Origin of the sequence: Streptomyces sp. NPDC057854, from assembly GCF_042797055.1 — a bacterium.
In the GTDB taxonomy this organism is placed as follows: Bacteria; Actinomycetota; Actinomycetes; order Streptomycetales; family Streptomycetaceae; genus Streptomyces.
The window spans coordinates 314,954-338,347 of sequence record NZ_JBHVMF010000001.1 but is presented as its reverse complement, the minus strand read 5'-3'; the positions used below and the strand labels follow the sequence as shown (position 1 = coordinate 338,347).

Below are 23,394 nucleotides of genomic sequence, written 5' to 3'. Positions count from 1 at the left end.
CGGCTCCGAGGTCAGCCGTGGGGGACGAGAGCGACCGGTGACCGACTGTGGTGCAGTACCGCGTGGGCCACACTGCCGATGTGTGTACCCAGCGCCGAACCCCGGGTGCGCCGACCGATCACCACAAGAGCCGCTTCCGCGGCGGTGTGCACCAGCTCCTGGCCGGCCGACCCGATCGTCACTCGCCCGCTCGCGGCCACGTCGGGGAACTTCGCTTGCCAGGGTTCGAGGAGATCGTCGAGCGAACGCTGGATCTCGGGGGCGACGGCGAGCCGGATGTCCGGGACCATGGCGGGGCCGAGCGTCGCGTACACGGGCAGCTGCTGCGCGTAGACGACCCGCACGTGGGCAAGACGCCGTGCCGCCTCCTCGAAGGCGAATCCCAGAACGGTGTCCACGGGTTGCCGGAGGTCGACGCCGACCACGACGGGTCCTTGCGGAGGTGACGTGTCGAGGGCACGTACGAGGACGACGGGTCGTTCGACGAGACCGGCGACCGTCATCCCGACCGAGCCGATCAGGTATCCGGTCGTACCGCCCAGTGCGCGGGAGCCGAGGACGAGCAGATCGCTCTGCTCGGCCGCGGCGACGAGGCTCATCACGGGCTCCGACGGCAACAGCCCGGTAGTCACCGACAGATCCGGATGGCGTTCGCGCAGCCCGGCCGCCGTGCGGGCGAGCAGATCCTCCGCCCACGCCTCGTCGGGCTCCCGCGCCGCGAGCGGCAGCGGGACATCCGGCGGAGTTTCCTTCACATGGACCAGGTGCACCCTGGTGCCGCGCAGCACCGCCTCTTCCGCGGCCCACTGCGCGGCGGCGTTCGCCTGATCAGTTCCGTCCAGGCCGACCACGATGCCGTGCGTCATGATCGTCCACCTCCTCGTACGGTGTCGTCGATGTCGTAGGTGAGACGGGTCGTGGAGACCGAGACCACTCCGTCGACCGTTGCGCACATGCGCACGACGGCTGGGATCATGCCGCGGAAGCGCAGCTTCCCGGTGAGGTCGACACGCCCCTCTCGCACGTCGACCGCGATCAAGGTCGGGTCGAGACCCAGAGTGTCACCGAGCACGTCCTCGACAATCTCCCGGCGGATTTCGTCGTCCTGGCGGAGAAAGATGCCCAGGAGGTCGCGGCGGCTCACGATGCCCACCAGGTGATCCTCGTCGTCGACGACGATGAGCCGCTTGATCCCTTGGACCTCCATGAGCCGGGCCGCCTCCGCCACGGTCCAGTCGGGGCGGGCGCACACGGCGGGTGCGGACATCAGCTCCTCCGCGCGCGTTCCCTCGGCCTTCGCTCGTTCCCACGCCTCGAGACCCGGCACGCCCGGCATGTCTCCCGGGGTGGCGGCCTGGTCGGCCGTCTTCCGCATCAGATCGCCCTCCGACACGACTCCGATCACCCGGTTCTCTCCGTCCACCACCGGCAGCGCGGTGACTCGGTGCTGCGACAGCACCCGCACGATCTCCTTGAACGGCGCGTCGCCGCGGACGCTCACCACCTCACGGGTCATCAGCTTGTCGATCCTGCGGTGTCGCATCACCCGCTCCTTCCCTGCGCGGACGCACCCGCTCCGGCCACCAGGCGAGCGGCGCAGCCGTCCCAGGTGACGAGGGCCGGATAATCGTCTTCGGTGAGTTCCCTCCCACTGAGTTCGGCGAGCGCTTCCACGAACTCGAGGAAGTCCAGCGAGTCCATCTCGAAGGTGTCCCGGAGGGACACGCCGGGATCGAGTCCTGTGAAGTCGGCGCCGGGGACGACGCGCTGCACGGCTTGCCGAACGAACGCCTTCGCCTGTTCGTTGTTCACAGTTCCTCCGGGTGTTGTAGGAGCCGGTCCAGGGCGGTCAGGAGACGCGCGCCGGTGGCGCCGTCGGCGGCTCGGTGATCGGCGGAGAGCGTGGCTGTCAGCACGGGACGTACTCCCAGCAGGCCGTTCACGGCCATGGGCCGCTCGACGATCCTGCCGAGGCCGACGAGTGCGACTTGCGGCGGGTAGACGACGCCGAACACGGCCTCGACGCCCTGGTCGCCGAGGTTGGTGACGGTGAGGCTGGGGTCGACGGTCTCGGACGCCCGGAGTCGGCCGCCCCGTGCCCGTGCCACCAGGTCCTTGAGCGTCGCCATCACCTCGGCCACGGAGAGTGTGTCGGCGTGGGCGAGGGCGGGTGCGACGAGGCCGCCGCCTCGGAGGGAGACCGCGACGCCCAGCCGTACCTCCTCCGAGGGAACGAAGCCGTCGTCGACCCAGTACCCGTTCAGCGCGGGCACCTTCCGTGCCGCCAGCGCGACGGCCTTGAACGTGAGTGCCGCGGGTACCAGCCTTGCGGAGAGCGGCAGTTCGCGGTTGCGGGCGTGCATCCATTCCACGGCCGCTGCCATGTCCACGGTCGTGGCGAGGTAGAAGTGCGGGATCTCCCGCTTGGATCGGCTCATGAGCCGGGCCGTGGCCGCCCGCGCCATGTCCGGGACGGCCGGCCGCTGCGCGCCCTCGGCGGCCGCGGCTGAACGGACGTCATCCGCACGGACGGTGCCATCCCGACCAGTGCCGGTCACATCGGCGAGGTCGACGCCGAACTCGGTGGCCAGCCGCCGGGCGAGCGGAGAAGCCTTCACACGCAGCGAAGCGGGACGCCTTTTGGCCGAGTCGTCGCCCCTCACTGGCTTCACCCGCCGTGTCGTCGGCGCGGTCTTGTCGCGCTCTGATGCCGGTGCCGGTGTGGGTTCCGCGTGCTCCACGTCTGCGCGAGTGATCCTGCCTCCAGGGCCCGAACCGTGGACGACGGCGAGGTCGACGTGCCGATCCTGGGCGAGTCGGCGGACCAGGGGTGTCGATGGCGGCTCGGCAGGTGGACTTTCGGCCGGTCGGCTCTCGGGCGGACTGATTTCGGCCGGCGGGCTTTCGGCGGTCGTGCCGATGCGTGCCAGCGGTGTGCCCACCGGCACGGTGGTGCCCTCGTCCACCAAGAGGGCCTCGACCGTGCCGCTGTGGAAGCACTCCACCTCGATCGCGGACTTGGCGGTCTCGACCACCGCGATGACGTCGCCGCGCGTCACGCGGTCACCCGGGTGCACCAGCCACTCGGAGAGCATGCCCTCGTCCATGTCGGCGCCGAGTGCGGGCATCGTGAACTCGGCCATCTCAGCTCACCGCCCGGCGTGCCGCCGCCACGATTCCTGCCGGCTGGGGGAGCGCCGCCTCCTCCAGCCGGCGGGGGTAGGGGATGGGGACCTCCGCGCTGCAGACGCGTTCCACGGGTGCGTCGAGGTCGAAGAACGCCTGCTCGCAGATGCGCGACTCGATCTCGGCGGACAGACTGCCGCTGCGCCATCCCTCGTCGACCACGACGGCCCGGTGGGTCCGCCGGACCGAGCCGATGATCGTGGCGTCGTCCAGGGGCCGCAGCGACCGCAGGTCGACGACTTCCGCGCTGATCCCCGCGCCCGCCAGTTCCTCTGCGGCTTCGAGGGCCTTGGGCACGCAGCCGCCGTACGCGACGACGGTGACGTCGTCGCCCGCGCGGCGGACGGCCGCACGGTCCAGGTCGACCTCGTGGACGGCCGGGTCGAGCGTGCCCGCCGCGTTGTAGAGGCTGCCGTGTTCGAAGAGCAGCACCGGGTCGGGGTCGGTCAGCGCGGCGGACAGCAGATGGCGGGCGTCGTCGATCGTGGCCGGCGCCAGGACACGAAGGCCGGGGATGTGGGCGTACCAGCCCTCGAGACTGTGGGAGTGCTGAGCGGCCAGCTGCCGTCCCGCACCCGTCGTCATGCGGATCACCAGCGGCACACCGAGCTGTCCGCCGGACATGTGCCGCAGGGTGGCGGCGTTGTTGAGGATCTGGTCGAGTGCCAGCAGGCTGAAGTTGACCGTCATGATCTCCACGACCGGCCTCATCCCCGCCAGTGCGGCGCCGATCCCTGCTCCGACGAACGCCGACTCCGAGAGAGGGGTGTCGCGGACACGATCGGGGCCGAACTCCTCCAGGAGGCCGAGGCTCACGCCGAAGCATCCGCCGTAGCGGCCCACGTCCTCGCCCATCAGAAAGACCCGGTCGTCCGACGCCAACGCCTCGCGCAAGCCCTCCCGAAGGGCCTCCCTGTACGTGATGGTGCCGTCGTCGGGATGCGCCCGCGGTCGCGTACGCGTGCTCATGACGGAACCTCCTCGTGTCGGCCCGTGACATGGAGCAGCAGATCTTCGGTCGGCTCCTCGGGAGCCTGTTCGGCCGCGCGGACAGCTCGGTCGATCGCCTCCATGACCTCGTGGTCCAGGGCCTCTTGGGCGTCCGTGTCGAGGAAGCCGGCCTTGCGCATGCCTTCGGCGAGTCCCGTGACCGGGTCGTGCTTCTTCCACTCCTCGATCTCGTCCTTGGGACGGTACCGGTCCGGGTCGTACATCGAGTGCGCGCGGAAGCGATACGTCCGCATCTCCAGGAAGTGCGGTCCGTTGCCGGCCCGAATCGACTCGACCGCTCCGCGCGCCGCCTTCTCCACGGCATGTACGTCCATGCCGTCGACGGCCCAGGCCGCCATGCCGTACGACGCCGCCCGCATCGCCAGGTCCGTCTGGGCGTGTTCGCGGGCGAGGGCCGTCCCCATCGCGTACAGGTTGTTCTCGCAGACGAAGAGCACGGGCAGCCCCCAGAGCGCGGCCAGGTTGGCGGTCTCGTGGAACTCACCCTCGGCGAAGGCTCCGTCACCGAAGAAGCAGCAGGTCACTCCGGACTCGCCGCGCATCCGGTCGGCCAGGGCCAGACCGGCCGCGAGCGGCAGGCCACCGCCGACGATCGCGTTTCCGCCGTAGAAGCGGCGGCCGGCGTCGAAGAGATGCATGGAGCCGCCGCGGCCGTGGCTGCACCCGGTGGCCTTCCCGTACATCTCCGCCATCACGGCCCCGGGCGGCACCCCACGGGCCAGCGCGTGGCCGTGCTCGCGGTACGTGGAGACGACCGCGTCCGCCTCGTCGAGCGCCTGGTGCACGCCGACCGCCACCGCCTCCTCGCCGATGTAGAGGTGGACGAAACCGCGGATCGCCGCCGCGCTGTACAGCTCGACACACCGCTCCTCGAAGCGCCGGATGAGCAGCATCTGCCGCAGTAGGTCCAGGTCGTGGGCCGCCGCGGGGCAGAGGGCGGGCGTCGCGGGTCCCCGAGTGCGACGGGGCCGCTTCGTCTGTGATGTCCTGGCGGACGTGCCGCCATGTGCGGTGGCCATCACGGCTCCTTCCCTGAGGGCCTGGCCGTTCCGGCCGGTTCGGGTGTCTCCAGCGTCGACACATCGCCCTCGGGCAGGCCCAGTTCGCGGGCCCGCAGCAGGCGGCGCATCACCTTTCCGCTACGGGTGTGAGGCAGATCCTCGACGAACTCGATCTCGCGGGGGGCGACAGCCGGCCCGAGGCGCCGACGGGCGAACGCCAGGACGTCCCGCCGCAGTTCGGTGTCGGGCGGATACTCTGGGCGCGGCAGCACGAACGCCTTGACAATCGCGCCCGCCAGCTGGTCAGGGCGGCCGATGACACCAGCCTCGGCGACGGCCGGATGCTCCATGAGCGCGCTCTCCACCTCGAACGGCCCGATGAGGTGCCCCGCGGACTTGATGACATCATCGGCGCGGCCCACGAACCAGTACCAGCCGTCGGCGTCGCGGCTGACCAGGTCGCCGGTCAGGTACCACCCGTCAGCGAAGCACGCCTCGTAACGCTGCGGCTCGTGGAGGTAGCCGCGGAACATCGACGGCCAGCCCGCCCGCAGAGCGAGCTCGCCCTGAGCACCCGGCTCCTGGAGGATCTGGACGTGCCCGTCGGTGACCGCGGCCCGGCCGTCCTGGCCGCATGCCAGAACGGCGGCCTCGACGCCCGGAAGCGGTCGGCCCATCGACCCCGCCCGCACCGGATCGGCCGCGAAGTTGGCGATCATGATGGCACCGGTCTCGGTCTGCCACCAGGTGTCGTGGACCGGAAGCCCGAGCGCTTCCCGTCCCCAGTGCACGGCCTCGGGATTGAGCGGCTCGCCGACGCTCGCGACGAACCGGAGCGACGAGAGGTCGTAGTGCGCGGCGGGTGTCGAGTCGCCGCTGCGCGGCGCGGCCCGCATGAGCATGCGCAGAGCGGTGGGAGCCGTGTACCAGACGGTGACGTGCTGGTCGGCGAGGATCCCGTACCAGCGAGCGGGGGAGAAGTCTCCTTCGTCGACGACGGTGGTCACCCCGTGGGTGAGCGGGGCGATGATGCCGTACGACATGCCGGTGACCCAGCCGGGGTCGGCGGTGCACCAGAAGACGTCACCCTCGTGCAGGTCCAAGGCGTAGGCGGCGGTGACGTGATGGGCGAGGACCGCCTCGTGCACGTGCACCGCGCCCTTGGGAGTGCCGGTCGTACCGCTGGTGAAGTGCAGCAGCGCCGGCTCCGCCGGATCGGTCGGCCCCACCGTGTACTCGTCCGGCGCGGCGTCCGTGAGCGCGGGGAAGGAGAGCGTGTCCTGGGGCGGGTCGGCCCCGGGGTCGAGGAGAAGGACGTGCCGCAGGTGCGGAAGCCGGGACCGTACCGGGGCCACCTTGCGCTCGTACAGCTCCCGGGTCGTGACCAGCGCCCGGGCGTTGCCCAGCTCCATGCGCAGTGCGACGGGTTCGGGACCGAAGGCGGTGAACAGGGGGCACAGGACTCGCCCGGAACGCAGCGTTCCGAAGACGGTGCTGTACAGCTCGAAGCGGCGGCCGAGCAGGGTGAACACCCGCTCGCCTCGTTCCAGGCCGAGCGTCTCCAGCACGTGCGCGAAGCGGGAGCTCTCGGCCCCGAGCCGGGCGAAGGTCACCGTCGCCACGGAGCCGTCGCGGTCGACGCAGCGCAGCGCGACGCGATCGCCGTGGCCCTCACGCAGGTGCCGGTCGACCGCCTCGTATCCGATGTTGATGCCGCCGTCCGGAAGCCCGGCGAGCCGGGACCGCTCGCATCGCCAGGAGAACGTGGCCCGGGCGCTGTCGTAGTCGGGCATGACCGGCGCCGACCACAGGGCGTTCATCGCGGTGGCTCCACGTCGAGCGCGAGATTGTCGTAGGCGTACTCGATCGATTCGTGCAGGGCGACCACTCCGTCGACCGAGCGGCAGAGCCGCACGATCACGCGGACATCGGCACGTTCGTCGACTCGGCCCGTGAGCCTGACGACTCCGTCATCGACGGTCACACGGATCGTGTCGGGAGCGAGGCGCAGAGTGTCGGCCAGGACGTCGCGCTCGATCTCGTCACGGATCGCGGTGTCACTGCGCAGGAAGGGCCGCAGCAGGTCGCTGCGACTGATGATCCCGACGAGCCGACCGGTCTCGTCCACGACGGGAAGCCGCTTCACTCCCTTCCGATGCATCGTCCGGGCCGTCTCGACGAGGTTCCAGCCCGGCTGCGCGGTGATGGCCGGCGAGGTCATCAGCTCGGCGGCCGTCTCCGCGTCGGGCAGCCCTCGCTCCTGGGACAGGAGCCGGACGCCTGCCAGACGCCCCTCCAGGTCGGGGAGCTCGGCGGTGGCCCGCAGCAGGTCGGCCTCCGAGACCACGCCGAGCAGCCGTCGGTCGGGGTCGACGACGGGGACCGCGGAGACGTCGTGTTCGGCGAGGAGCCGGGCGATCTGCTTGAACGGGGTCTGGGGGGCGGCGGTGACCACGTTGTGGGTCATCACCTCGAAAACCGTACGGTGCTGCATGACGGTCCTCCTTCACGGGACGAGGCGGCCCCGGTAGATCTCACCCTGCTGCGCGGAGTCGGCCCGCGGGCAGTGCCGAATGGTCCCCCTCCGGGACGGTCGGCCCCATGACGAGCGGCCGATCGGGACGCATGGTGGAAGGCGTGAGCACCGGTCTCGGGAGGGCCGCGGCCGGTCGCTCGGGCCGGGAGGCGAGGAGCATGACTGCGACTGAGACACGGCAGGGCCGGGAGATACCCCGAGCAGGGTTGTGGGCTCGCGTCGGCGACCGTCTGATCGTGGGCGGTTCCACGGTCGGGGACGAGGGGCGTGACGGTGAGATCGTCGGGCTCCACCACGCGGACGGCACTCCCCCCTTTGACGTCCGCTGGTCGGACACGGGCAGGGTCACCCTGGTGTTCCCGGGCCCGGACGCGCGGGTCCAGCACTTTCCGCCGCATGACACGAAGGCCGCTACGCGGTCGTGAACTCCGCCGCCGCGTCCACCACGCCGGGCACCGCCCGGGTGAGGCGCAGGGCCAGATCCGGGGATACGGACGGTGGCAGGCGCCCGGCGAGCGTCACCACCCCGTCCGTGACCCGTACGGTGAGTGCGGCGTCGCCTTCAGCGATCAGGTGTGTGAGGAGTTCGTGCCTCACGTCCTCGGCGAGCTCGGCGTCGGAGCGTAGGTAGACCTTGAGCAGGTCGCCCCGGCTCACGACACCGATTGGGCGGCCTTCCTCGTCCACCACGGGGAGCCGCTTGAGACGCCCACGCCCCATCAGCCGCGCCGCCCCCGCGATCGTGGCGCCGCGCGGCACGGTGATGGCCGGCGCCGACATCAGACTGCCCGCCGTCACCGGACCCGCCCCGTCGCCGTCCTCTCCCGGAACCTTGCCGAGTACGTCCGCCTCGGACACCACGCCGACCACCCTCCCCTCGGCCGACAGCACGGGAACCGCGCTCACGCCCCAGCGCCGCATGGACTGGACGACTTCTTTGACCGGTGCGTCGAGCCTGGCGGAGACCACCGCGTGGGTCATCACGTCGTCGACGGTACGTGGGTGCTTCATGACCGGCCTCCGGTACGTCTGCGCCCCGAATCCTGTTCCTGCGAGGGTGTCGCCGCCGGGTGGCGGGCGACAAGGGCCGAAAGGGGCACGTCGTGACCCGGCCAGCCCTGGCCCGGACGGTTGGCCGGTGCTTTCCTGAAAGCGAGGAGGGGCCCGTTCCAGGGACGCGGGGAAGCGGTTTCGAGCCGTGCACCGCGCGATCAGGATCCGCGAGAAGCGGATGGGCCCCTCCTCCTGTCGTGTCATCGCGCCGCCTCCCCAAGTGGTCTGGGCGGGCCGAGCCAGGGACCGACCGGCCCTACCCGGCTCATGCAGCCGGTGTGAGCGTGGCAGCAGGCCACCCCACGACCTGGAAAGGCGGTGGGCGCGATGGAATCGCCCCTGGTGGTAGGAGTCGACGGGTCCGACCCCAGCCTCACGGCACTGGGCTGGGCGGTCGACGAAGCCGTACGGCATGGGTTTCCGCTGCGGATCGTCCATGCCTCGCTCTGGGAGCGGTACGAGGGAGTCGTGCCGACCTGGGCCACGGACCGGCCGTCGGGCCAGATCCTCGCCGAGAACATCGTCGGCATCGCGGCCGAACGCGCCCGGCGCCGCGCACCCGATCTGCCCCTCACCACTGCTGTCCTGGCCGAGGACGCGTCCACCGCGCTGCTGAGGGAAGGGCAGGAGGGAGCGATTCTCGTCGTCGGATCCCGCGGGCGCGGCGAGTTCGCCGACCTTCTGCTCGGCTCCGTCGGCCTCATCGTGGCCGCCCGGGCTCACTGCCCGGTCGTCGTCGTGAGAGGGGATCGGCACGCCCTGGAGGCGCGCCATGGACGTGTACTGCTTGGCGTCGGAGAGCACGACGTGGACTCGCCCGCCGTGCGTTTCGCCTTCCGTGAGGCTGCAGCCCGGGACGCGGAGCTGGACGTCGTCCGCACCTGGCGACGGCCGGCCCACGAACCGATCGACCACCCGCTGTTGAGCGGCAACCGCGCGATCCACCTTGTTGAACAGTCCTCCGAACTGCTCGACAAGGCCCTGGAGGCCGCGGTGACCGAACATCCCCGGGTGCGCCTGCGCAGGGCCACACTCGAGGGCCCCGCCCACAGGGTGCTGACCGAGCGCTCCGCGGCCGCCGACCTGCTGGTCGTCGGGGCCCGGCGTCGGGACGGGCTCGTCGGTCTGGAGCTCGGCAGGGTCGCCCACCGCGCCCTGCACCATGCCACGTGTCCCGTCGCCGTCGTACCCCAGCGGCGTCTCGAGAGCACGGAAGGAGAGCCGTGATGAACACAGCCGACCGGCACGCCCCCCACGCCACGAGCGACCTCGGCCGCCGCGTCGCGGCAAGGCGCGCCCAACTCGCTCTGTCCCGTGAGGAAGTGGCCGACCGGGCCGGCTCCACCCCTGGCTTCATCGCCTACGTGGAGGAACGGGTGCCCACTCCGGGGATCGAGTTTCTGATCCGGCTCGCGAACGCCCTGGAGACCACCGTCCAGGATCTCACCGGGTCCACAGCGGACCGCGCGCCCGGAGGAGGCCGCGCCGGGTACCGGCCACGGATGGAGGAGATCGACGAGGCCGAGTGCTGGCAGCTGCTCGACGACCACGGCGTCGGCAGGATCGCCGTCGAAGGACGGGACGGGCTCATGGTGATCCCCGTGAACTACCAGGTCGTCGACGGGCAGATCGTCTTCCTGACCACCGCGGACTCGTCCCTCACGCGCGCCTCGGCGGCCGGCGCGGAGGTCGCCTTCGAGGAGGACCACCTGGACGAAGCCTTCAGCCAGGGCTGGAGCGTGCTCCTCGTCGGTCCGGTGCGAACGGTGTCGGACGAGACGGCGGCACGGAGGGTCAGGGACGCCGTCCACTCGGGGCCGTGGGCCGGGGACGGGCGGGACACCGTGGTGACGCTCTCGCCGCGCCGGGTGACCGGCCGCCGTATCCGTGTGCCGGGTGCGCCCGGCACGGCGCCCGGGTCAGCCGATCAAGGGCCGTCCCGTCGGTGATCTCTGAGTGCCGGGCGGGCTCGAATCCGCTGCGACGGGCGCCGCAGACATACGTGAGCCTGGCGCGTTCGGCGCGCTCGGGGTCCGCCCTGAGGTGGAAGTCGGCGACCTTGTCCCGCATGTCGAGGACGACCGGCGGCTCCGGCGTCTGCTCAGGTCGAAGGCCGCTTAGTGGTCGGCGCCGTAGGGGGGCCATGGCCGTGTTCGGGAACGCCGCGGTGAGCCAACCGGCCGCCTTCTGACCGCTTCGGGAGGAGCGGTTGTCGACGACCCAGAACACGCGCTTGGCGCTTGCGCAGGGCTCCTGGTTCTTCATCACGTGGGCAACCGGGTTCATGAACGGGACGATGCCGGTGCGTTCTTCGATGCGGCCGAACAACTTCGTGGCGTGGACGTCGTAAGCGGTGAGGTAGGCGAAGGCATCGCCGCGTCCGTAGGCGTGATCAACCCCGCAGCCTGCCCCGCCCGCAACCGTCCCAGCGCCGCGATGACCGATGCAGGAAGCCACTTGTACAGGAAAACGCAACTTCGAGACGGGCGGCAGAGGCAGCTACCTTCATCTGGTCTTCGCCGATCGCCCACGGTCGCACAGGAGCTTCTTCAGGTCGATCCGCCCGTGACGGGATGAGTCGGCCACGCCTCACGAACCCTCGCCCCATGCATGAGCCACCGAACCGGGTCCACACCAGGCTCCCGACCCGGAGAGACACGTGCCCCGCGTGGCGCCGTGGATGAGCCCGCTCAGCGCGGGCTCCGCGTGGGGCTCGGTGGTAGCGGGTGAGGAGGTCGTGCTGGACATGCGGTGTCCGGCGTGCGGGGCTGACGGTTCAGCATGGGAGCTGACGGCCGCCGTTTCCTGGTGGGCCGGCACGGTGAGCGCAGTGAGCAGGGCGATGACGGCGGCACGTGCCCAGTGGGCGGCACGGTCGCCGTCGCCTCCGCCTGGTTGTCTTGGCCGAGCCCGTCGGAGAGCTTGCAGTGCGCCCAAACGCGTCCGTGGACTTCTCCGAGGCAGTACCGGACCTCTCCCACCATGCGGAGCAGCCCGCGCACCTGGCCTTCGATCTTGTGCAGCCGGGCGAGATGGTCGGACTTGTGCTCGGCGTAGCCGTGCGGGGCCGCCCCGGTGCCGGATCCGGAGTACCTGTGGGGCCGGAGATGGTGGTCACCTGGTCTCATCTCCTCGTGGCGTGCCGTGCGCCGCAGCTGCCCGGTAGCGGTCCGGGGCGGAGCAGAAGGTGGCAGCGCATCCGGCGGAGCAGAAGTAGTACCACTCTCCGTCCATCACGTGCCGCTCGGCGGCGGTCTCCGGGTTGAGCTGCATGCCGCACACAGGGTCAGTGACAGGAGTGGCGGACTCGTGTGGATGGTCGTGGCTGGGGTGCTTGTCGCTCACTTCGCCCTCCGGCGTCGTGGCGGGCTGGGGCGCGTGATCGGCCGGTGTCTCCGTCCGCGGCTCGGCCCCTGGTTCGACCGCTGCCGCCGCGGCGGGCGGCAGCGGGGTGGTGTGCCAGCGGCGCAGGCGGGAGGCGTTGGTGACCACCGACAGGGAGGACAGGGCCATCGCGGCGGCGGCGATGATCGGGCTGAGGCGGATGCCCCACAGCGGGTAGAGGGCGCCCGCGGCGAGCGGCACGCCGACGGCGTTGTAGATCAGGGCGAAGAACAGGTTCTGCCGGATGTTGCGCATGGTGGCCCGAGACAGCCGGACGGCGGTGACGACACCGGTCAGGGAGCCGGAGATGAGGGTGATGTCGGCGGCCTCGATGGCCACGTCGGTGCCCGTCCCGATGGCCAGGCCCACATCGGCGGCGGCCAGGGCAGGGGCGTCGTTGATACCGTCGCCGACCATGCCCACGGTGCGGCCCTCGGCCTGCAGCCGGCGGACCTCGTCGGCCTTGTGCTCGGGCAGGACCTCGGCCAGGACCCGGCGCACGCCCACCTGCGCGGCGATGGCGGCGGCGGTACGGGCGTTGTCGCCGGTGATGATGACCGTCTCCAGGCCGAGCCGGTGCAGGGCGGCGATGGCCTGGACGGAGTCGTCCTTGATGGTGTCGGCGACGGCGAGGACGCCTGCGGGCCGGCCGTCTACGGCGGCCAGGACCGGTGTCTTGCCCTCGGCGGAGAAGCCGGCGGCGACCTCGGTGAGGGGGGCGCTGTCGATGTCGGCACCGGCGAGCAGCCGGGCGGTGCCGACGAGGACCGTGTGGCCGTCGACGGTGGCCTTCACGCCCTTGCCGGTGACCGAGGCGAAGGCGCTTGCCGCAGGTGGGGTGAGGCCGCGGTCGCGGGCGCCAGCAACGATCGCGCCCGCGAGCGGGTGCTCGCTGTCGGCCTCGGCCGCGGTCACCAGGGCCAGCAGTTCGGTCTTCTGGAAGCCGTCGGCGGTGTGCACGTCGGTGAGGACGGGCTTGCCTGCCGTGACGGTGCCGGTCTTGTCCAGCACGATCGTGTCCAGCTTGTGGGCGGTTTCCAGGGCCTCGGTGGAGCGGATGAGGATGCCGGCCTGGGCGCCTTTGCCGGTACCGACCATGACGGACAAGGGTGTGGCCAGGCCGAGCGCGCAGGGGCACGCGATGATCAGCACCGCGACGGTGGAGACCAGAGCCAGGGTGAGCGCCGGGGCCGGCCCGATGGTGTACCAGAGGGCGAAGGCGGCGACGGCGATGGCGATGACGGCGGGCACGAAGTAGGCGGAGACGCTGTCGGCAAGGCGCTGGATGGGGGCCTTGGACGCCTGGGCCTGCTGCACGAGGCGGATGATCTGCGCGAGCATCGTGTCAGCCCCGACCTTGCTCGCCCGTACCCGCAGGGAGCCGGTGGTGTTGACGGTGGCGCCGATGACCGTGTCCCCGGCGTGCTTCGTCACGGGCATCGGCTCGCCGGTGACCATCGACTCGTCCACCGCCGAGGATCCGGACAGCACGACCGAGTCGACCGGGACCTTCTCTCCGGGCCGGATCAGCACTTCGTCGCCGACCGCGACGCCCTCGACCGGGATCTCCGCCTCGGTACCGTCGCGGATCACGCGGGCGGTGCGGGCCTGGAGGCCCAGCAGGGAACGGATGGCCTCGCCGGTGCCGGCCTTGGCGCGGGCTTCCAGCAGCCGGCCGAGCAGGATGAGGGTGAGGATCACCCCGACCGCCTCGAAGTACACCTCGCGTACGTCCTCCGGCAGGAGGCCGGGGGCGAGGGTGACCAGCAGGCTGTAGCCGTAGGCGGCCGTCGTGCCCAGGGTGATCAGGGAGTTCATGTCGGCGCCGCGGTGCTTCAGGGTCAGCCAGCCGGTGGAGTGGATCGGCCACCCGGTGTAGAACATCACCGGCGTGATCAGCGCGAGCTGCAGCCAGTGGTTCAGCAGCCAGCCCGGCACCCAGTCCGCGCCGAACAGCTCGTGAGCCATGACGGCGAAGAGCACCGGCAGCGTGAGTACCGCGCCGACGGCAACCCGGCGGGTCAGATCGGAGATCTCCGCGCGCCGCTCGGCGGCCTCGGCCGCCTCCGCCTCGGCTCCACTGCCTTCGCCCAGCCGCTGTCCGTCAGCAGGGGAGGCAGCCTCGCCCTGATCTTCGCCGCCCGGCGTGGCCTCGGTGGCGCTGGGGCCATCCGCGGGTTCGACCAGCAGGGTGCCGTGGATCATGTTCATGCCGCAGGCGAAACCGAAAGAGCCGACGTCGGTTGGGCTGAGCCGCACGGTGGTGCGTGCGTACGCCGGAAGCCCCGCGCTGACCCGCAGGTCGGGGAAGACGACCCGATTGGTGCACTCCCCGCTCTCCTGTCGGTCGAAGACCAGCTCCACCGGCACCCCCTGGCGGACCTTGATGACATCAGGGCTGTAGCCGCCCCGCACCCTCACCTCGACCCGCTGCACCCCGCCCTCCAGCTGTGCGGTGCGGGCCTTGCGAGGACCGAAGAAGAACCAGCCCAGTCCTCCAATCAGGGCAGCGGCCAGGATCACGACCACGACGTCAGCGACACCCATGGCAGATCGCCCTCCTTGCGTGTGCGCTCCCTTCCAGCGTCTCTCGCGCTACTCGTACCAGGTAGGGGCTGACCGGCCCACCAGCGAGGGCCCACGTGGCCCTGCATCGCACGCCGCTAGCAGGTGACCATGGTGGTGAACGACCGGGCGGCCAGCGGGATCGCAGCCCCGCGGTCCGGGCCACCGGGGAGGTGATCGTGATGATGTTCTGGTTCGACCACGACGTCAGCGGCTGGGGCTGGTTCGCGATGTCGGCAGGCATGATCGCGCTCTGGGCCCTGATCATCACAGCCGCCGTCCTGCTCTTCCGGACCCTGAGCCGCGCCACCGAGCCCACCCGCAGCCCTGCCGCGCCTTCGCCCGACCAGCTGCTCGCGGAGCGGTTCGCCCGCGGCGACATTGACGAGGAGGACTACCGGCGGCGCCTGGACGCGCTGCACACCTCCGGCCCACACACGAAGCGTTGACCCCCGGCCCGCACGACTGCGCGGGGCCGGGACCGGCTGTCTCGGGAAGAAGGCGCCGTGATGAACAACAAGAACTATGGTCTGTACGCGGTCGCGCTCGCTATCGCCTTCGTCGGCGCGCTGGCGCTCGGCGTGCCCGTGGGCACGCTCGCTCTCCTGGCCGTCGTCTCCGTCTGCCCGCTGATGATGTTCTTCATGATGCGCGGCATGCACGGCGGCGGTCACGGCGACGACCAGTCCATGGACGAGCGCGACCCGATGCGCAAGCACGACCACCACCAGCACCCCGGATCCGGTCGGCTCTGACCGGGCCGGCCCTTGCACAGCGGTATGGCGAGGTGAACGCCATGAGTGCGCTGACAGCCATCGTGACCGGCGCACTGATCCTGGCCGGGATCGCCTACGAGCTCGCGCGCCTGATCACGCCCGACGAGAGCCGCTTCCCGCCCATGGCCTGCCTCAAGGGCAAGCGGGCGGCCCTGGAGGACGCTGAACGGTGGTGCGTCGGCCTGCGCCTGCACGACCGGATCGACCAGGCCACCTACCAGCAACGGATGACCACTCTCGCTCACGGCCGGCGCCGGACCGCCGCCACCCGGGACGACGCGAGGAGGGTGTGATGGCTGACGCCGCATACGGCCTGTGGCCCCTGGTCGTGCTCAACACCGCGCTGTTCATCCTGTTCGCCGCGAGCTTCTTCCACCCGAAGACGAAACGGGACTGGCGGGCGATGGGCGCCTACAGCGCGTTCATGGTCGCGCTGTTCACCGAGATGTACGGCATCCCGCTGACGATCTACCTGCTGGGCAGCTGGCTCGGCAGTATTTTCCCGCTGCTGAAGGACACCCACGCCGGCGGGCACCTTTGGAACGACCTCACCGGCTGGTCCGGCGACCCGCACCTCAGTCCGTTCCACCTAGCCAGCTACGTCGCCATCGGTGTCGGGTTCTGGCTGATCGCCGCCGCATGGAAGGTCCTGCACGAAGCCGCGCAGGAGGACCGGCTGGCCACCACCGGCCTGTACGCCTGGGTGCGCCACCCGCAGTACGACGGCTTCCTGCTCGTTATGATCGGGTTCCTGCTGCAGTGGCCCACCATCCCCACCCTGATCATGTTCCCGGTCCTGGTGTACGTGTACATGAGGCTGGCGCGGGGTGAGGAGCGCGAGGTCGCCGCCCGCTTCGGGGAGGAGTGGACGGCCTACGCCGCTCGCACTTCTGCCTTCTGGCCCAGGCGTCCCCGGCACCGTGGCAGGCCGGAGGGACGAGACGAGGCCAGGCGCGGACCGGTCCCGCCGCCCGCACGCCACAGTGGCTCCAGGGGTGTCCCCCGATGACCGGCAAGCCCGTGTCCTCCCTGGCGGCGCTCGTGGCCGCAGCCAGGGTGGTTGCGCCGGACCGCACCGGGCGACCCCTACGGCCTTGTCACCCAGGCGGGAGGCGGTCGTCATGACGACCGGCGTTCTCCTGATCTGGGTGCTGATCACCGTCCAGGTCGTTGTCACCGCAGGGTGCGCGGTGTTGTTGAAGCGGCACCATCGGCGGGACGCCCGCGACCTGGCCCGCACCATCCGCCGGACCGCCGCCGCCCTCTCGGTCGTCGGCGTCCTGCCCCTTCCCGCTCTGCTCGCCACCGACACGCCGGCAGCTGCCTGGGGACTGTGGGGCGCCGCCACCATCGCCTCCGCCCTGGTGTACGCCACGGCAGACACCCTCCGGGACATCCCCGCGAACCGAGCGGCACCTCATAACGGGAGCAGAGCGTGACCAGCACAAGGCCGCACGGCACACGATCAAACTGCCACGCGGGACCCACGCCCAGACAATGGAAGTGGTGCTCGGCTGTCGGTGACCAGCGGGCGAGCCGGTGGCCGCGCGCCAGGGGGGGGCTGAACCCGCGAACCCGACGGATGCCCGGCCAGCAAGGAGGTCACCATGACCAGCATCACCCAACGCATCACCACCCTGTTCCGGATCAAGGCGAACAAGGCCCTGGACAAGGCCGAGGACCCGCGCGAGGTCCTGGACTACTCCTACGAGCAGCAGCTGCAGCTGCTGCAACGCGTGCGGCGCGGGGTGGCCGACGTGGCGACCAGCCGCAAGCGGGTCGAACTCCAGCTCAGCCGACTCCAGCAGTCCACCGACAAACTCCAGGGCCAAGCGGAACAGGCTCTGGCCGCCGGGCGCGAGGACCTGGCCCGCGAGGCCCTTACCCGCCGTACCGCTGTCGCCGGGCAGATCGCCGACCTTCAAGCCGAGCACACGTCGCTGAAGGAGCAGGAGGACAAGCTCACGCTCGCCGCACAGCGCCTGGAGGGGAAGGTGGATGCCTTCCGGACCCGCAAGGAGACCATCAAAGCGAGCTACACCGCAGCCGAGGCCCAGACCCGGATCACCGAGGCCGTGACGGGCATCGGCGAGGAGATGGGCGATGTGGGCCTGGCCATGCAGCGTGCTCAGGACAAAACCGAGCAGCTGCAGGCACGCGCCGGCGCGCTGGACGAACTGATCGCCTCCGGTGCGCTGGACGACGCCACCCTCCCGGCCGGCCGGGACGACATCCAGGCCGAGCTGGAGCGCGTCACCGCGGACCAGGACGTGGAGCTCGAACTGGCCAGGATGAAGGCACAGCTGCCGGCGGGATCCGCTCCACAGGCGGTGGAAGCCGGTACACAACGGCCGGAGCAGGAGAAGAAGTCATGATCATGCGGATTCTCGGCGAGGGCCAGTACGACATCGCCGACGAGCACCTCGAACAGCTCAACCGACTCGACTCCGCCCTGCAGAAAGCCGCCGACGCGAGTGAGGAGACGGCGTTCGCGTCTGCCCTGTCGGCGCTTCTGGACGCCGTACGCAGCCTCGGCACACCGCTCCCCGACGAGCGGATCACCCCGTCGGATCTGGTGCTGCCCGACGAGACGACCAGCCTGCCGCAGGTGCGCGAGCTGCTGTCCGACGAGGGCCTGATCCCAGGCTGACGGGGTGATGGCGATGCGCAGCCGTTTCGAGCCGGACCGGCAGCTGACCGCCCGCATGGCCGTCACCATGTTCCTGCTCGGCCTGCTCTACGTGGCGCTCATCGCCGCGCTGATCGTGCTGCTCAAGTCCGTCGTCCTGGTGGTCGTCATCGCCGCCGCCCTGCTGGGCGCCCAGTACTGGTACTCCGACCGCATCGCCCTGTACGCCATGCGCGGACGGCTCGTCACGCCCGAGGAGCAGCCGCAGCTGCACGGGGTCGTGGACCGGCTGTGCGCGAGCGCGGACATGCCCAAACCCCGGGTCGCGGTCTCCGACATGGATCTGCCCAATGCCTTTGCCACCGGCCGCAATGCCGACCACGCCGTGGTCTGCGTGACCACCGGCCTCATGCGCCGCCTGGAGACCGAGGAGCTCGAAGGAGTCCTCGCCCACGAACTCTCCCACGTCGCCCACCGCGACGTGGCGGTGATCACCATCGCCTCGTTCCTGGGCGTCATCGCCGGGCTGATCGTCCGCTTCGCCTTCTACTCCCAGCTGTTCGGCGGGCGCAGCCAGCGCGACCAGAACACCGCCGTCGTCTTCCTGGCGGTGATGGCGGTCTCGGCCCTCGTCTACGCCGTCAGCTTCCTGCTCATCCGGGCCCTCTCCCGCTACCGCGAGCTGGCCGCCGACCGGGCCGCGGCCATGCTGACCGCCAAGCCGTCCGTCCTGGCGTCGGCACTGACCAAGGTCAGCGGCGACATCGCCCGCATCCCCACCCAGGATCTGCGGACCGCCCAGGCGTTCAACGCGTTCTTCTTCACCCCCGCCCTCGGGCCCGGCACCGCGGCGGCGAACCTGTTCTCCACCCACCCCACCCTGGAACACCGGCTGGAGGCGCTCGCGGAACTCTCCGCACAGCTCGGCGAGGCGGGCGGCGAGCCGGGCACGGAGTGAGAGAAGGGAGCGGTGGCCCATGGGCTTCTGGGATGTGCTGTTCGGCCGGAGCAAGCCGGTCCGGCCCGATTTGGACCAGCTCTTCGCCCTGCCCTCGGCGGCGATCACCCTCCAGGCCGCCATCGGCTTCACCCCGACCGGTGCGGGCTCGGTCTGCTTCGCGGCGATCGAAGGCGGAGCCTTCGCCCAGGTCCAGCAGGAGGTACGGGCTCTCCTGGCCGCTGACTCCGAACGCGGCGGTGCCCCGGTGGAGTTCAGCCGCGACACCTACGGATACTCCTGGCTGCTCTCCCGCCGCCCACCGGACGACGTGCCCGCCCTCGTGGGTGACCTCCATGCGGTCAACACCTCCCTCCAGGAAAGCGGCTTCGGCCCGCACCTCCTGTGTTCCCTTGTCGCCTTCCACGACGCCGAACTGCGCCCTCTCGCCCTGGTCTACCTGTACAAACGCGGCACCTTCTACCCCTTCGCCCCGATCCCCGGCAACAAACGCGACAACCCGCTGGAACTCCAGGTCAAGGCCGTGCTCAAAGACGACCTGCGCATCGAGCAGGACCTGAGCCGCTGGTTCCCGCTCTGGGGCGCCCCCGGCCTGTGACACGACGCAACCGGCCCACCCGAGCCGGGGAGGCGACAACGTGAACGAACCCCAGCCCCGCTCCGGTGACGACCCGCGAACCGCCCGCCCGGTGCTGGCGGCGGCCGGCATCGAGAAGGCGTACCGACGTGGTCCGTGGCCGGCCCGCCGCACCACGCCGGTGCTGCGAGGCGTGGACCTCACCCTGGCCCCGGGCGAGGTAGTCGGCATCGTCGGCGAGAACGGCTCCGGCAAAAGCACTCTGATGAAGATCCTGGTCGGGGCGCTCGCCGCCGACGCCGGAACCATCACCCACGCCGGCCGTCTGGGCTACTGCCCGCAGGAACCGGTCGTCTACGAACGCCTCACCTGCGACGACCACTTCGAACTGTTCGGCCGCGCCTACGCCATGACGAGCGAGGCGGAGCTGCGTTCGCGCCGGGAGATCTACGCCGCCCTCGGCTTCGAACGCTACGCCGGCACCCGCGCGGACCAGCTGTCCGGAGGCACCCTCGCCAAGCTGAACCTGGGCCTGGCGCTCCTGGCCGATCCCGAGGTGCTGCTTCTGGACGAGCCGTACGCGGGTTTCGACTTCGACACCTACCTGAAGTTCTGGGACCTGGTCGCCGAGCGTCGCAAGGCGGGCCGCTCGGTGCTGATCATCAGCCACTTCGTCACTGACCAAGAACGCTTCGACCGCATCGTGGAACTGCGGGAAGGGAGGGCGGTGCACCGATGACCGTCCTGCCGTTCACCTGGCGTTTCGTCATCGAGTCCGCCCGGACGCCAGTGAACCTCCTCGTCCTCGTGCTCGTGCCGGTGGTGTTCGTGGTGGTGGCCGCACGCCCGCTGGCGGACGCGGCCGAACTGCTGGGCGGCACAGGCGGGCCTGCGGTGCAGACGGCAACTGCCGGCTGGGCCGCGGGATTCATCGCAGCAATCGCCATGTACTTCCAGATGCGCGCCTCGCGCGCGACTGATCGCCGGCTGATCCTCGCCGGACTGGCACCCCACCGACTGGTGGCCGCGCGCATGGCCGCCGGCCTGGTCCTGGCGGTGACGGCCGCGGCTGCGGCGCTGCTGGCCCTTCAGCTGCGCACCGGCCTCGGCGATGATCCGGGGCGGGTGCTGGCCGGAACGCTGATGTATGCGGTGATCTACCTGGCCATCGGGGCGCTGATCGGCGCGACGGTGAACAGCCCCCTCAACGGCACCGTGCTGGTGCTGTTCGTGTGGATCCTGGACGTCTTCTTCGGCCCCGTCCTGGGCGCGGCGGACCGCGCGGCGACCCGGGTGCTCCCGACGCACTTCGTGACGCTGTGGATGGTCGATGTCCCCTCCGGCCACAGCGGCCGGCCCGGAGATCTCGGCTGGGCCCTGGCCTGGACCGCGGCAGCCGTCGCTGTCAGCTGGACGGTGATCACCGCCACCAGCCGCACGGCCCGCGCTCGCCGCCGCGCCAGGCCCGGCTCGGCCGCGGCCCAACTGGCCGCGGGGGTGCGCGCGGGACTCCGGGAGGCCGGCCGCAACCGGGTGCTGTGGGTGCTGCTCATCGCGGTGCCGACGGTCTTCGTCCTCCTCGCGGTGGCCACCACCCCGGAGGAGTCCACGTCCCTGACCGTCCGCGAAGGCGGACGCACCACCGTCCAGCAGGCGTGGCTGCCCGACATCCACGGCGGCACCATGGCACCCATCGCCACCGCCTCCCTTGCCACCCTCGCCGGACTCTTCACGATCCTCAACGCCCGCACAGGCGACCAGCGCCTCGCCATCGCCGGGTTCCGCACCGGCAGCCTGCTCGCCTCCCGCCTGACCGTCGTCGTCCTCGGCGCGCTCCTGGCCACCGCCGCCTCCCTCGCGGTGACCGCGACCGTCTTCGACGCCCGCCAATGGGGCCTCTACATCGCCGCGAACGTCCTGCTCGCCCTCACCTACGGCCTGGTCGGCGTCCTCCTCGGCGCGCTGTTCGGCCGGGTCGGCGGGGTGCTGATCGCCTTCCTGCTGCCGTTCATCGATCTGGGCATCGAACAGAGCCCGATGCTCCGCCCTGTTCCACCCGGCTGGGCGCACGCCCTGCCTGGCTACGGCTCCACCCGCGTCCTCATCGACGCCGCCGTCACCCCGGGCTTCGACGAAGCCGGTTCCCTGCTCATCGCCCTGGCCTGGCCGGCCGGACTCACCCTCGCCGCCACCGCACTGTTCCGCCACGCCATCACCCCGGCCCGCACCAGCCGGCCGTCATGACCAGCGAACGCCTCGGCGGCGTGGCACCCGCCTACAGGAGCTGTCCAGCGCGTACAGGTATGTCCTGATCCCCTTCCATCCGAGGAGCCAACGCATGAAGACCACCCGCCCCCTGCACCGCCGTACCGCCCTGGTCGCCGCAGCCGTCGCCGCCTCCGCGCTCGTCCTGGCCGGCTGCGGCGACGGCGGCAACGGCTCCGCCGCCACCTCTCCCAGCCCCACCACGTCCGTCTCAGTCCCGGCCGGCGAGCACAACCAGGCGGACGTCGACTTCGCGCAGGGCATGATCCCGCACCACCGCCAGGCCGTCATGATGGCCGACATGGCCGAGACCCGGGCCGCCTCCAGGGACGTCAAGACCCTCGCCGCAGAGATCAAGAAAGCCCAGGAGCCGGAGATCGCCACGATGTCCGCTTGGCTGACGGCCTGGGGCGAAGAGGTCCCTCAGGGCATGGACGGCATGGACGGGATGGACCACGGCGACGCCTCGTCCATGCCCGGCATGATGACCGACCAGCAGATGGACGACATGCGGGGCGCTTCCGGCAAAGCCTTCGACACGATGTTCCTGACCCAGATGATCAAGCACCACGAAGGCGCCATCGCCATGGCCGAGACCGAGAAGAAGGAAGGCGCCTACGGCCCCGCCAAGGAACTCGCCGACGACATCATCACCGCCCAGAAGGCGGAGATCGCACACATGCGGGAAATGCTCGGCACCAACTGACCCGGCGGGGTGCAGGCGGCAGGACCTATGCGGCGAACACGGAAGACACTCCCGGTCGCGGCGGCGCCGCGACCGGGCACGATGGCGCCGAGGGGCGTTAGCTGGAAGGAGGATCCGGGACTCGTGAGGCGGCCCGTCCCGGTCCGCCGGCCCCGGGCGAAGGAGGCAACGATGTCCAGCACCGTCAAGGACATGCTCGCCACCTACCCCGCCGACCTCGGCGAGGCCGACCGCGACAAGCTCACCCACTGCATCGAGCGGTGCATCGCCTGTGCACAGGCGTGTACGGCGTGCGCGGACGCCTGCCTGTCCGAGGGCATGGTCGGCGACCTGACCAAGTGCATCCGTACCGACATGGACTGCGCCGACATCTGCAACGCCACCGCATCCGTCCTCTCGCGCCACACCGGCTACGACGCCAACATCACCCGCGCGATCCTCCAGGCATGCGCCGTGGCCTGCAAGGCGTGCGGCGACGAATGCGCCTCCCACGCCGACATGCACGAACACTGCCGCGTGTGCGCCGAAGCCTGCGGCTCCTGCGAGCAGGCGTGCAACGAACTCCTCGGCGCCCTCGGCTGACCGGAGGCGTCACAATGCCCCCGCGCTGGGCGAAGCGGGCCATGGACCGCGCGCCGGCGGCGCGCCCGTAGCGGGTCACACAGACCCGGCTTCGACGCCGGGAAGGCGGCGCGTAGAAACGGAAGTATGTCGTCGTCGTCGCCGCCTCAGCCGGTGCCGCACGGT

General features: G+C 70.8%; 26 protein-coding genes and 1 pseudogene. 16 read left to right on the top strand and 11 right to left on the bottom strand.

All coding sequences use genetic code 11. The features are described 5' to 3' along the window. Positions 1–11 precede the first annotated feature (11 nt). The 8 genes from ACFVQZ_RS01565 to ACFVQZ_RS01530 are packed head-to-tail and all read right to left on the bottom strand — an operon-like array spanning position 12 to position 7,692. Entirely contained in the window at positions 12–866 is an 855-nt protein-coding gene (locus tag ACFVQZ_RS01565; protein ID WP_383618737.1) for a universal stress protein, read from the bottom strand. After that, positions 863–1,543 (bottom strand): CBS domain-containing protein, encoded by a 681-nt coding sequence (locus ACFVQZ_RS01560; protein WP_383618734.1) that lies wholly within the window; start codon positions 1,541–1,543, stop codon positions 863–865. The genes ACFVQZ_RS01565 and ACFVQZ_RS01560 overlap by 4 nt, the downstream gene beginning before the upstream one ends. Then, on the bottom strand, positions 1,543–1,812 hold the full coding sequence (locus ACFVQZ_RS01555) for a phosphopantetheine-binding protein (protein ID WP_383618732.1): 270 nt from the start codon (positions 1,810–1,812) through the stop codon (positions 1,543–1,545). Before ACFVQZ_RS01555 ends, ACFVQZ_RS01560 begins: the two co-directional genes overlap by 1 nt. Further along, entirely contained in the window at positions 1,809–3,143 is a 1,335-nt protein-coding gene (locus tag ACFVQZ_RS01550) for a 2-oxo acid dehydrogenase subunit E2 (protein ID WP_383618730.1), read from the bottom strand. The genes ACFVQZ_RS01555 and ACFVQZ_RS01550 overlap by 4 nt, the downstream gene beginning before the upstream one ends. Position 3,144: 1 nt before the next feature. Further along, positions 3,145–4,155, bottom strand: coding sequence for an alpha-ketoacid dehydrogenase subunit beta (locus tag ACFVQZ_RS01545; RefSeq protein WP_383618728.1), 1,011 nt, complete (start codon positions 4,153–4,155; stop codon positions 3,145–3,147). Further along, positions 4,152–5,216, bottom strand: a complete 1,065-nt coding sequence (gene pdhA, locus ACFVQZ_RS01540) for a pyruvate dehydrogenase (acetyl-transferring) E1 component subunit alpha (RefSeq protein ID WP_383618726.1) — start codon at positions 5,214–5,216, stop codon at positions 4,152–4,154. The genes ACFVQZ_RS01545 and pdhA overlap by 4 nt, the downstream gene beginning before the upstream one ends. Continuing rightward, a complete protein-coding gene (gene acsA / locus ACFVQZ_RS01535) occupies positions 5,216–7,018 on the bottom strand; it encodes an acetate--CoA ligase (protein WP_383618725.1) in 1,803 nt (600 codons plus the stop codon). The genes pdhA and acsA overlap by 1 nt, the downstream gene beginning before the upstream one ends. Beyond that, positions 7,015–7,692 (bottom strand): CBS domain-containing protein, encoded by a 678-nt coding sequence (locus tag ACFVQZ_RS01530; protein ID WP_383618723.1) that lies wholly within the window; start codon positions 7,690–7,692, stop codon positions 7,015–7,017. Before ACFVQZ_RS01530 ends, acsA begins: the two co-directional genes overlap by 4 nt. Positions 7,693–7,940: 248 nt before the next feature. Between ACFVQZ_RS01530 and ACFVQZ_RS01525 the strand changes: the two are divergent. Then, positions 7,941–8,120, top strand: a pseudogene (locus ACFVQZ_RS01525) (DUF1918 domain-containing protein); the annotation flags it as partial. 25 nt (positions 8,121–8,145) lie between these two features. Here the strand turns inward: ACFVQZ_RS01525 and ACFVQZ_RS01520 are convergent. Next, positions 8,146–8,715 (bottom strand): CBS domain-containing protein, encoded by a 570-nt coding sequence (locus tag ACFVQZ_RS01520; RefSeq protein WP_383619521.1) that lies wholly within the window; start codon positions 8,713–8,715, stop codon positions 8,146–8,148. Between the two features lie 399 nt (positions 8,716–9,114). Here ACFVQZ_RS01520 and ACFVQZ_RS01515 point away from each other — a divergent pair, with 399 nt between their 5' ends. Continuing rightward, positions 9,115–10,014 (top strand): universal stress protein, encoded by a 900-nt coding sequence (locus ACFVQZ_RS01515; RefSeq protein ID WP_383618721.1) that lies wholly within the window; start codon positions 9,115–9,117, stop codon positions 10,012–10,014. Then, on the top strand, positions 10,014–10,736 hold the full coding sequence (locus tag ACFVQZ_RS01510; RefSeq protein WP_383618719.1) for a helix-turn-helix domain-containing protein: 723 nt from the start codon (positions 10,014–10,016) through the stop codon (positions 10,734–10,736). Before ACFVQZ_RS01515 ends, ACFVQZ_RS01510 begins: the two co-directional genes overlap by 1 nt. A gap of 741 nt (positions 10,737–11,477) precedes the next feature. Here ACFVQZ_RS01510 and ACFVQZ_RS01505 read toward each other — a convergent pair. Then, positions 11,478–11,915 (bottom strand): metal-sensing transcriptional repressor, encoded by a 438-nt coding sequence (locus tag ACFVQZ_RS01505; RefSeq protein ID WP_383618717.1) that lies wholly within the window; start codon positions 11,913–11,915, stop codon positions 11,478–11,480. After that, a complete protein-coding gene (locus ACFVQZ_RS01500; protein WP_383618716.1) occupies positions 11,902–14,718 on the bottom strand; it encodes a heavy metal translocating P-type ATPase in 2,817 nt (938 codons plus the stop codon). Before ACFVQZ_RS01500 ends, ACFVQZ_RS01505 begins: the two co-directional genes overlap by 14 nt. A 200-nt stretch (positions 14,719–14,918) precedes the next feature. Here ACFVQZ_RS01500 and ACFVQZ_RS01495 point away from each other — a divergent pair, with 200 nt between their 5' ends. The 13 genes from ACFVQZ_RS01495 to ACFVQZ_RS01435 all read left to right on the top strand — a co-directional run bounded on the left by ACFVQZ_RS01495 (position 14,919) and on the right by ACFVQZ_RS01435 (position 23,229). After that, positions 14,919–15,185 carry an SHOCT domain-containing protein gene (locus tag ACFVQZ_RS01495; protein ID WP_383619519.1) on the top strand — a complete coding sequence of 89 codons (267 nt, stop codon included), beginning with the start codon at positions 14,919–14,921 and terminating at the stop codon, positions 15,183–15,185. 60 nt (positions 15,186–15,245) lie between these two features. Next, entirely contained in the window at positions 15,246–15,491 is a 246-nt protein-coding gene (locus tag ACFVQZ_RS01490; protein ID WP_383618714.1) for a DUF2933 domain-containing protein, read from the top strand. A gap of 41 nt (positions 15,492–15,532) precedes the next feature. Beyond that, the gene (locus ACFVQZ_RS01485; protein WP_383618712.1) at positions 15,533–15,805 is read left to right on the top strand and encodes a hypothetical protein; all 273 of its coding nucleotides are present in this window, start codon (positions 15,533–15,535) and stop codon (positions 15,803–15,805) included. Further along, the gene (locus tag ACFVQZ_RS01480) at positions 15,805–16,521 is read left to right on the top strand and encodes a methyltransferase family protein (protein ID WP_383618710.1); all 717 of its coding nucleotides are present in this window, start codon (positions 15,805–15,807) and stop codon (positions 16,519–16,521) included. Before ACFVQZ_RS01485 ends, ACFVQZ_RS01480 begins: the two co-directional genes overlap by 1 nt. A gap of 112 nt (positions 16,522–16,633) precedes the next feature. After that, positions 16,634–16,951, top strand: coding sequence for a hypothetical protein (locus tag ACFVQZ_RS01475; protein WP_383618708.1), 318 nt, complete (start codon positions 16,634–16,636; stop codon positions 16,949–16,951). A 168-nt stretch (positions 16,952–17,119) separates the two neighbouring features. Continuing rightward, positions 17,120–17,887 carry a PspA/IM30 family protein gene (locus ACFVQZ_RS01470; protein ID WP_383618706.1) on the top strand — a complete coding sequence of 256 codons (768 nt, stop codon included), beginning with the start codon at positions 17,120–17,122 and terminating at the stop codon, positions 17,885–17,887. Next, the gene (locus ACFVQZ_RS01465; protein ID WP_383618704.1) at positions 17,884–18,162 is read left to right on the top strand and encodes a hypothetical protein; all 279 of its coding nucleotides are present in this window, start codon (positions 17,884–17,886) and stop codon (positions 18,160–18,162) included. Before ACFVQZ_RS01470 ends, ACFVQZ_RS01465 begins: the two co-directional genes overlap by 4 nt. Positions 18,163–18,175: 13 nt before the next feature. Beyond that, complete coding sequence (gene htpX / locus ACFVQZ_RS01460) at positions 18,176–19,099, top strand: zinc metalloprotease HtpX (protein WP_383618702.1); 924 nt, start codon at positions 18,176–18,178, stop codon at positions 19,097–19,099. Positions 19,100–19,118: 19 nt separating this feature from the next. Then, the gene (locus ACFVQZ_RS01455; protein ID WP_383618700.1) at positions 19,119–19,697 is read left to right on the top strand and encodes a hypothetical protein; all 579 of its coding nucleotides are present in this window, start codon (positions 19,119–19,121) and stop codon (positions 19,695–19,697) included. Between the two features lie 40 nt (positions 19,698–19,737). After that, positions 19,738–20,415, top strand: coding sequence for an ATP-binding cassette domain-containing protein (locus tag ACFVQZ_RS01450; RefSeq protein WP_383618699.1), 678 nt, complete (start codon positions 19,738–19,740; stop codon positions 20,413–20,415). Continuing rightward, positions 20,412–21,920 carry an ABC transporter permease gene (locus ACFVQZ_RS01445; RefSeq protein WP_383618697.1) on the top strand — a complete coding sequence of 503 codons (1,509 nt, stop codon included), beginning with the start codon at positions 20,412–20,414 and terminating at the stop codon, positions 21,918–21,920. Before ACFVQZ_RS01450 ends, ACFVQZ_RS01445 begins: the two co-directional genes overlap by 4 nt. Positions 21,921–22,014: 94 nt before the next feature. Then, on the top strand, positions 22,015–22,647 hold the full coding sequence (locus ACFVQZ_RS01440; protein ID WP_383618695.1) for a DUF305 domain-containing protein: 633 nt from the start codon (positions 22,015–22,017) through the stop codon (positions 22,645–22,647). A gap of 171 nt (positions 22,648–22,818) precedes the next feature. Then, entirely contained in the window at positions 22,819–23,229 is a 411-nt protein-coding gene (locus tag ACFVQZ_RS01435; protein WP_383618693.1) for a four-helix bundle copper-binding protein, read from the top strand. Positions 23,230–23,394: the final 165 nt, after the last annotated feature.

What these genes read in the sequence shown, in the direction of transcription:
- ACFVQZ_RS01565 (WP_383618737.1), bottom strand. Translation starts at nt 866, where the DNA reads ATGACGCACGGCATCGTGGTCGGCCTGGACGGAACTGATCAGGCGAAC.
- ACFVQZ_RS01560 (WP_383618734.1), bottom strand. Translation starts at nt 1,543, where the DNA reads ATGCGACACCGCAGGATCGACAAGCTGATGACCCGTGAGGTGGTGAGC.
- ACFVQZ_RS01550 (WP_383618730.1), bottom strand. Translation starts at nt 3,143, where the DNA reads ATGGCCGAGTTCACGATGCCCGCACTCGGCGCCGACATGGACGAGGGC.
- ACFVQZ_RS01545 (WP_383618728.1), bottom strand. Translation starts at nt 4,155, where the DNA reads ATGAGCACGCGTACGCGACCGCGGGCGCATCCCGACGACGGCACCATC.
- pdhA (WP_383618726.1), bottom strand. Translation starts at nt 5,216, where the DNA reads ATGGCCACCGCACATGGCGGCACGTCCGCCAGGACATCACAGACGAAG.
- acsA (WP_383618725.1), bottom strand. Translation starts at nt 7,018, where the DNA reads ATGAACGCCCTGTGGTCGGCGCCGGTCATGCCCGACTACGACAGCGCC.
- ACFVQZ_RS01530 (WP_383618723.1), bottom strand. Translation starts at nt 7,692, where the DNA reads ATGCAGCACCGTACGGTTTTCGAGGTGATGACCCACAACGTGGTCACC.
- ACFVQZ_RS01520 (WP_383619521.1), bottom strand. Translation starts at nt 8,715, where the DNA reads ATGACCCACGCGGTGGTCTCCGCCAGGCTCGACGCACCGGTCAAAGAA.
- ACFVQZ_RS01515 (WP_383618721.1), top strand. Translation starts at nt 9,115, where the DNA reads ATGGAATCGCCCCTGGTGGTAGGAGTCGACGGGTCCGACCCCAGCCTC.
- ACFVQZ_RS01510 (WP_383618719.1), top strand. Translation starts at nt 10,014, where the DNA reads ATGAACACAGCCGACCGGCACGCCCCCCACGCCACGAGCGACCTCGGC.
- ACFVQZ_RS01505 (WP_383618717.1), bottom strand. Translation starts at nt 11,915, where the DNA reads ATGAGACCAGGTGACCACCATCTCCGGCCCCACAGGTACTCCGGATCC.
- ACFVQZ_RS01500 (WP_383618716.1), bottom strand. Translation starts at nt 14,718, where the DNA reads ATGGGTGTCGCTGACGTCGTGGTCGTGATCCTGGCCGCTGCCCTGATT.
- ACFVQZ_RS01495 (WP_383619519.1), top strand. Translation starts at nt 14,919, where the DNA reads ATGATGTTCTGGTTCGACCACGACGTCAGCGGCTGGGGCTGGTTCGCG.
- ACFVQZ_RS01490 (WP_383618714.1), top strand. Translation starts at nt 15,246, where the DNA reads ATGAACAACAAGAACTATGGTCTGTACGCGGTCGCGCTCGCTATCGCC.
- ACFVQZ_RS01485 (WP_383618712.1), top strand. Translation starts at nt 15,533, where the DNA reads ATGAGTGCGCTGACAGCCATCGTGACCGGCGCACTGATCCTGGCCGGG.
- ACFVQZ_RS01480 (WP_383618710.1), top strand. Translation starts at nt 15,805, where the DNA reads ATGGCTGACGCCGCATACGGCCTGTGGCCCCTGGTCGTGCTCAACACC.
- ACFVQZ_RS01475 (WP_383618708.1), top strand. Translation starts at nt 16,634, where the DNA reads ATGACGACCGGCGTTCTCCTGATCTGGGTGCTGATCACCGTCCAGGTC.
- ACFVQZ_RS01470 (WP_383618706.1), top strand. Translation starts at nt 17,120, where the DNA reads ATGACCAGCATCACCCAACGCATCACCACCCTGTTCCGGATCAAGGCG.
- ACFVQZ_RS01465 (WP_383618704.1), top strand. Translation starts at nt 17,884, where the DNA reads ATGATCATGCGGATTCTCGGCGAGGGCCAGTACGACATCGCCGACGAG.
- htpX (WP_383618702.1), top strand. Translation starts at nt 18,176, where the DNA reads ATGCGCAGCCGTTTCGAGCCGGACCGGCAGCTGACCGCCCGCATGGCC.
- ACFVQZ_RS01455 (WP_383618700.1), top strand. Translation starts at nt 19,119, where the DNA reads ATGGGCTTCTGGGATGTGCTGTTCGGCCGGAGCAAGCCGGTCCGGCCC.
- ACFVQZ_RS01445 (WP_383618697.1), top strand. Translation starts at nt 20,412, where the DNA reads ATGACCGTCCTGCCGTTCACCTGGCGTTTCGTCATCGAGTCCGCCCGG.
- ACFVQZ_RS01440 (WP_383618695.1), top strand. Translation starts at nt 22,015, where the DNA reads ATGAAGACCACCCGCCCCCTGCACCGCCGTACCGCCCTGGTCGCCGCA.
- ACFVQZ_RS01435 (WP_383618693.1), top strand. Translation starts at nt 22,819, where the DNA reads ATGTCCAGCACCGTCAAGGACATGCTCGCCACCTACCCCGCCGACCTC.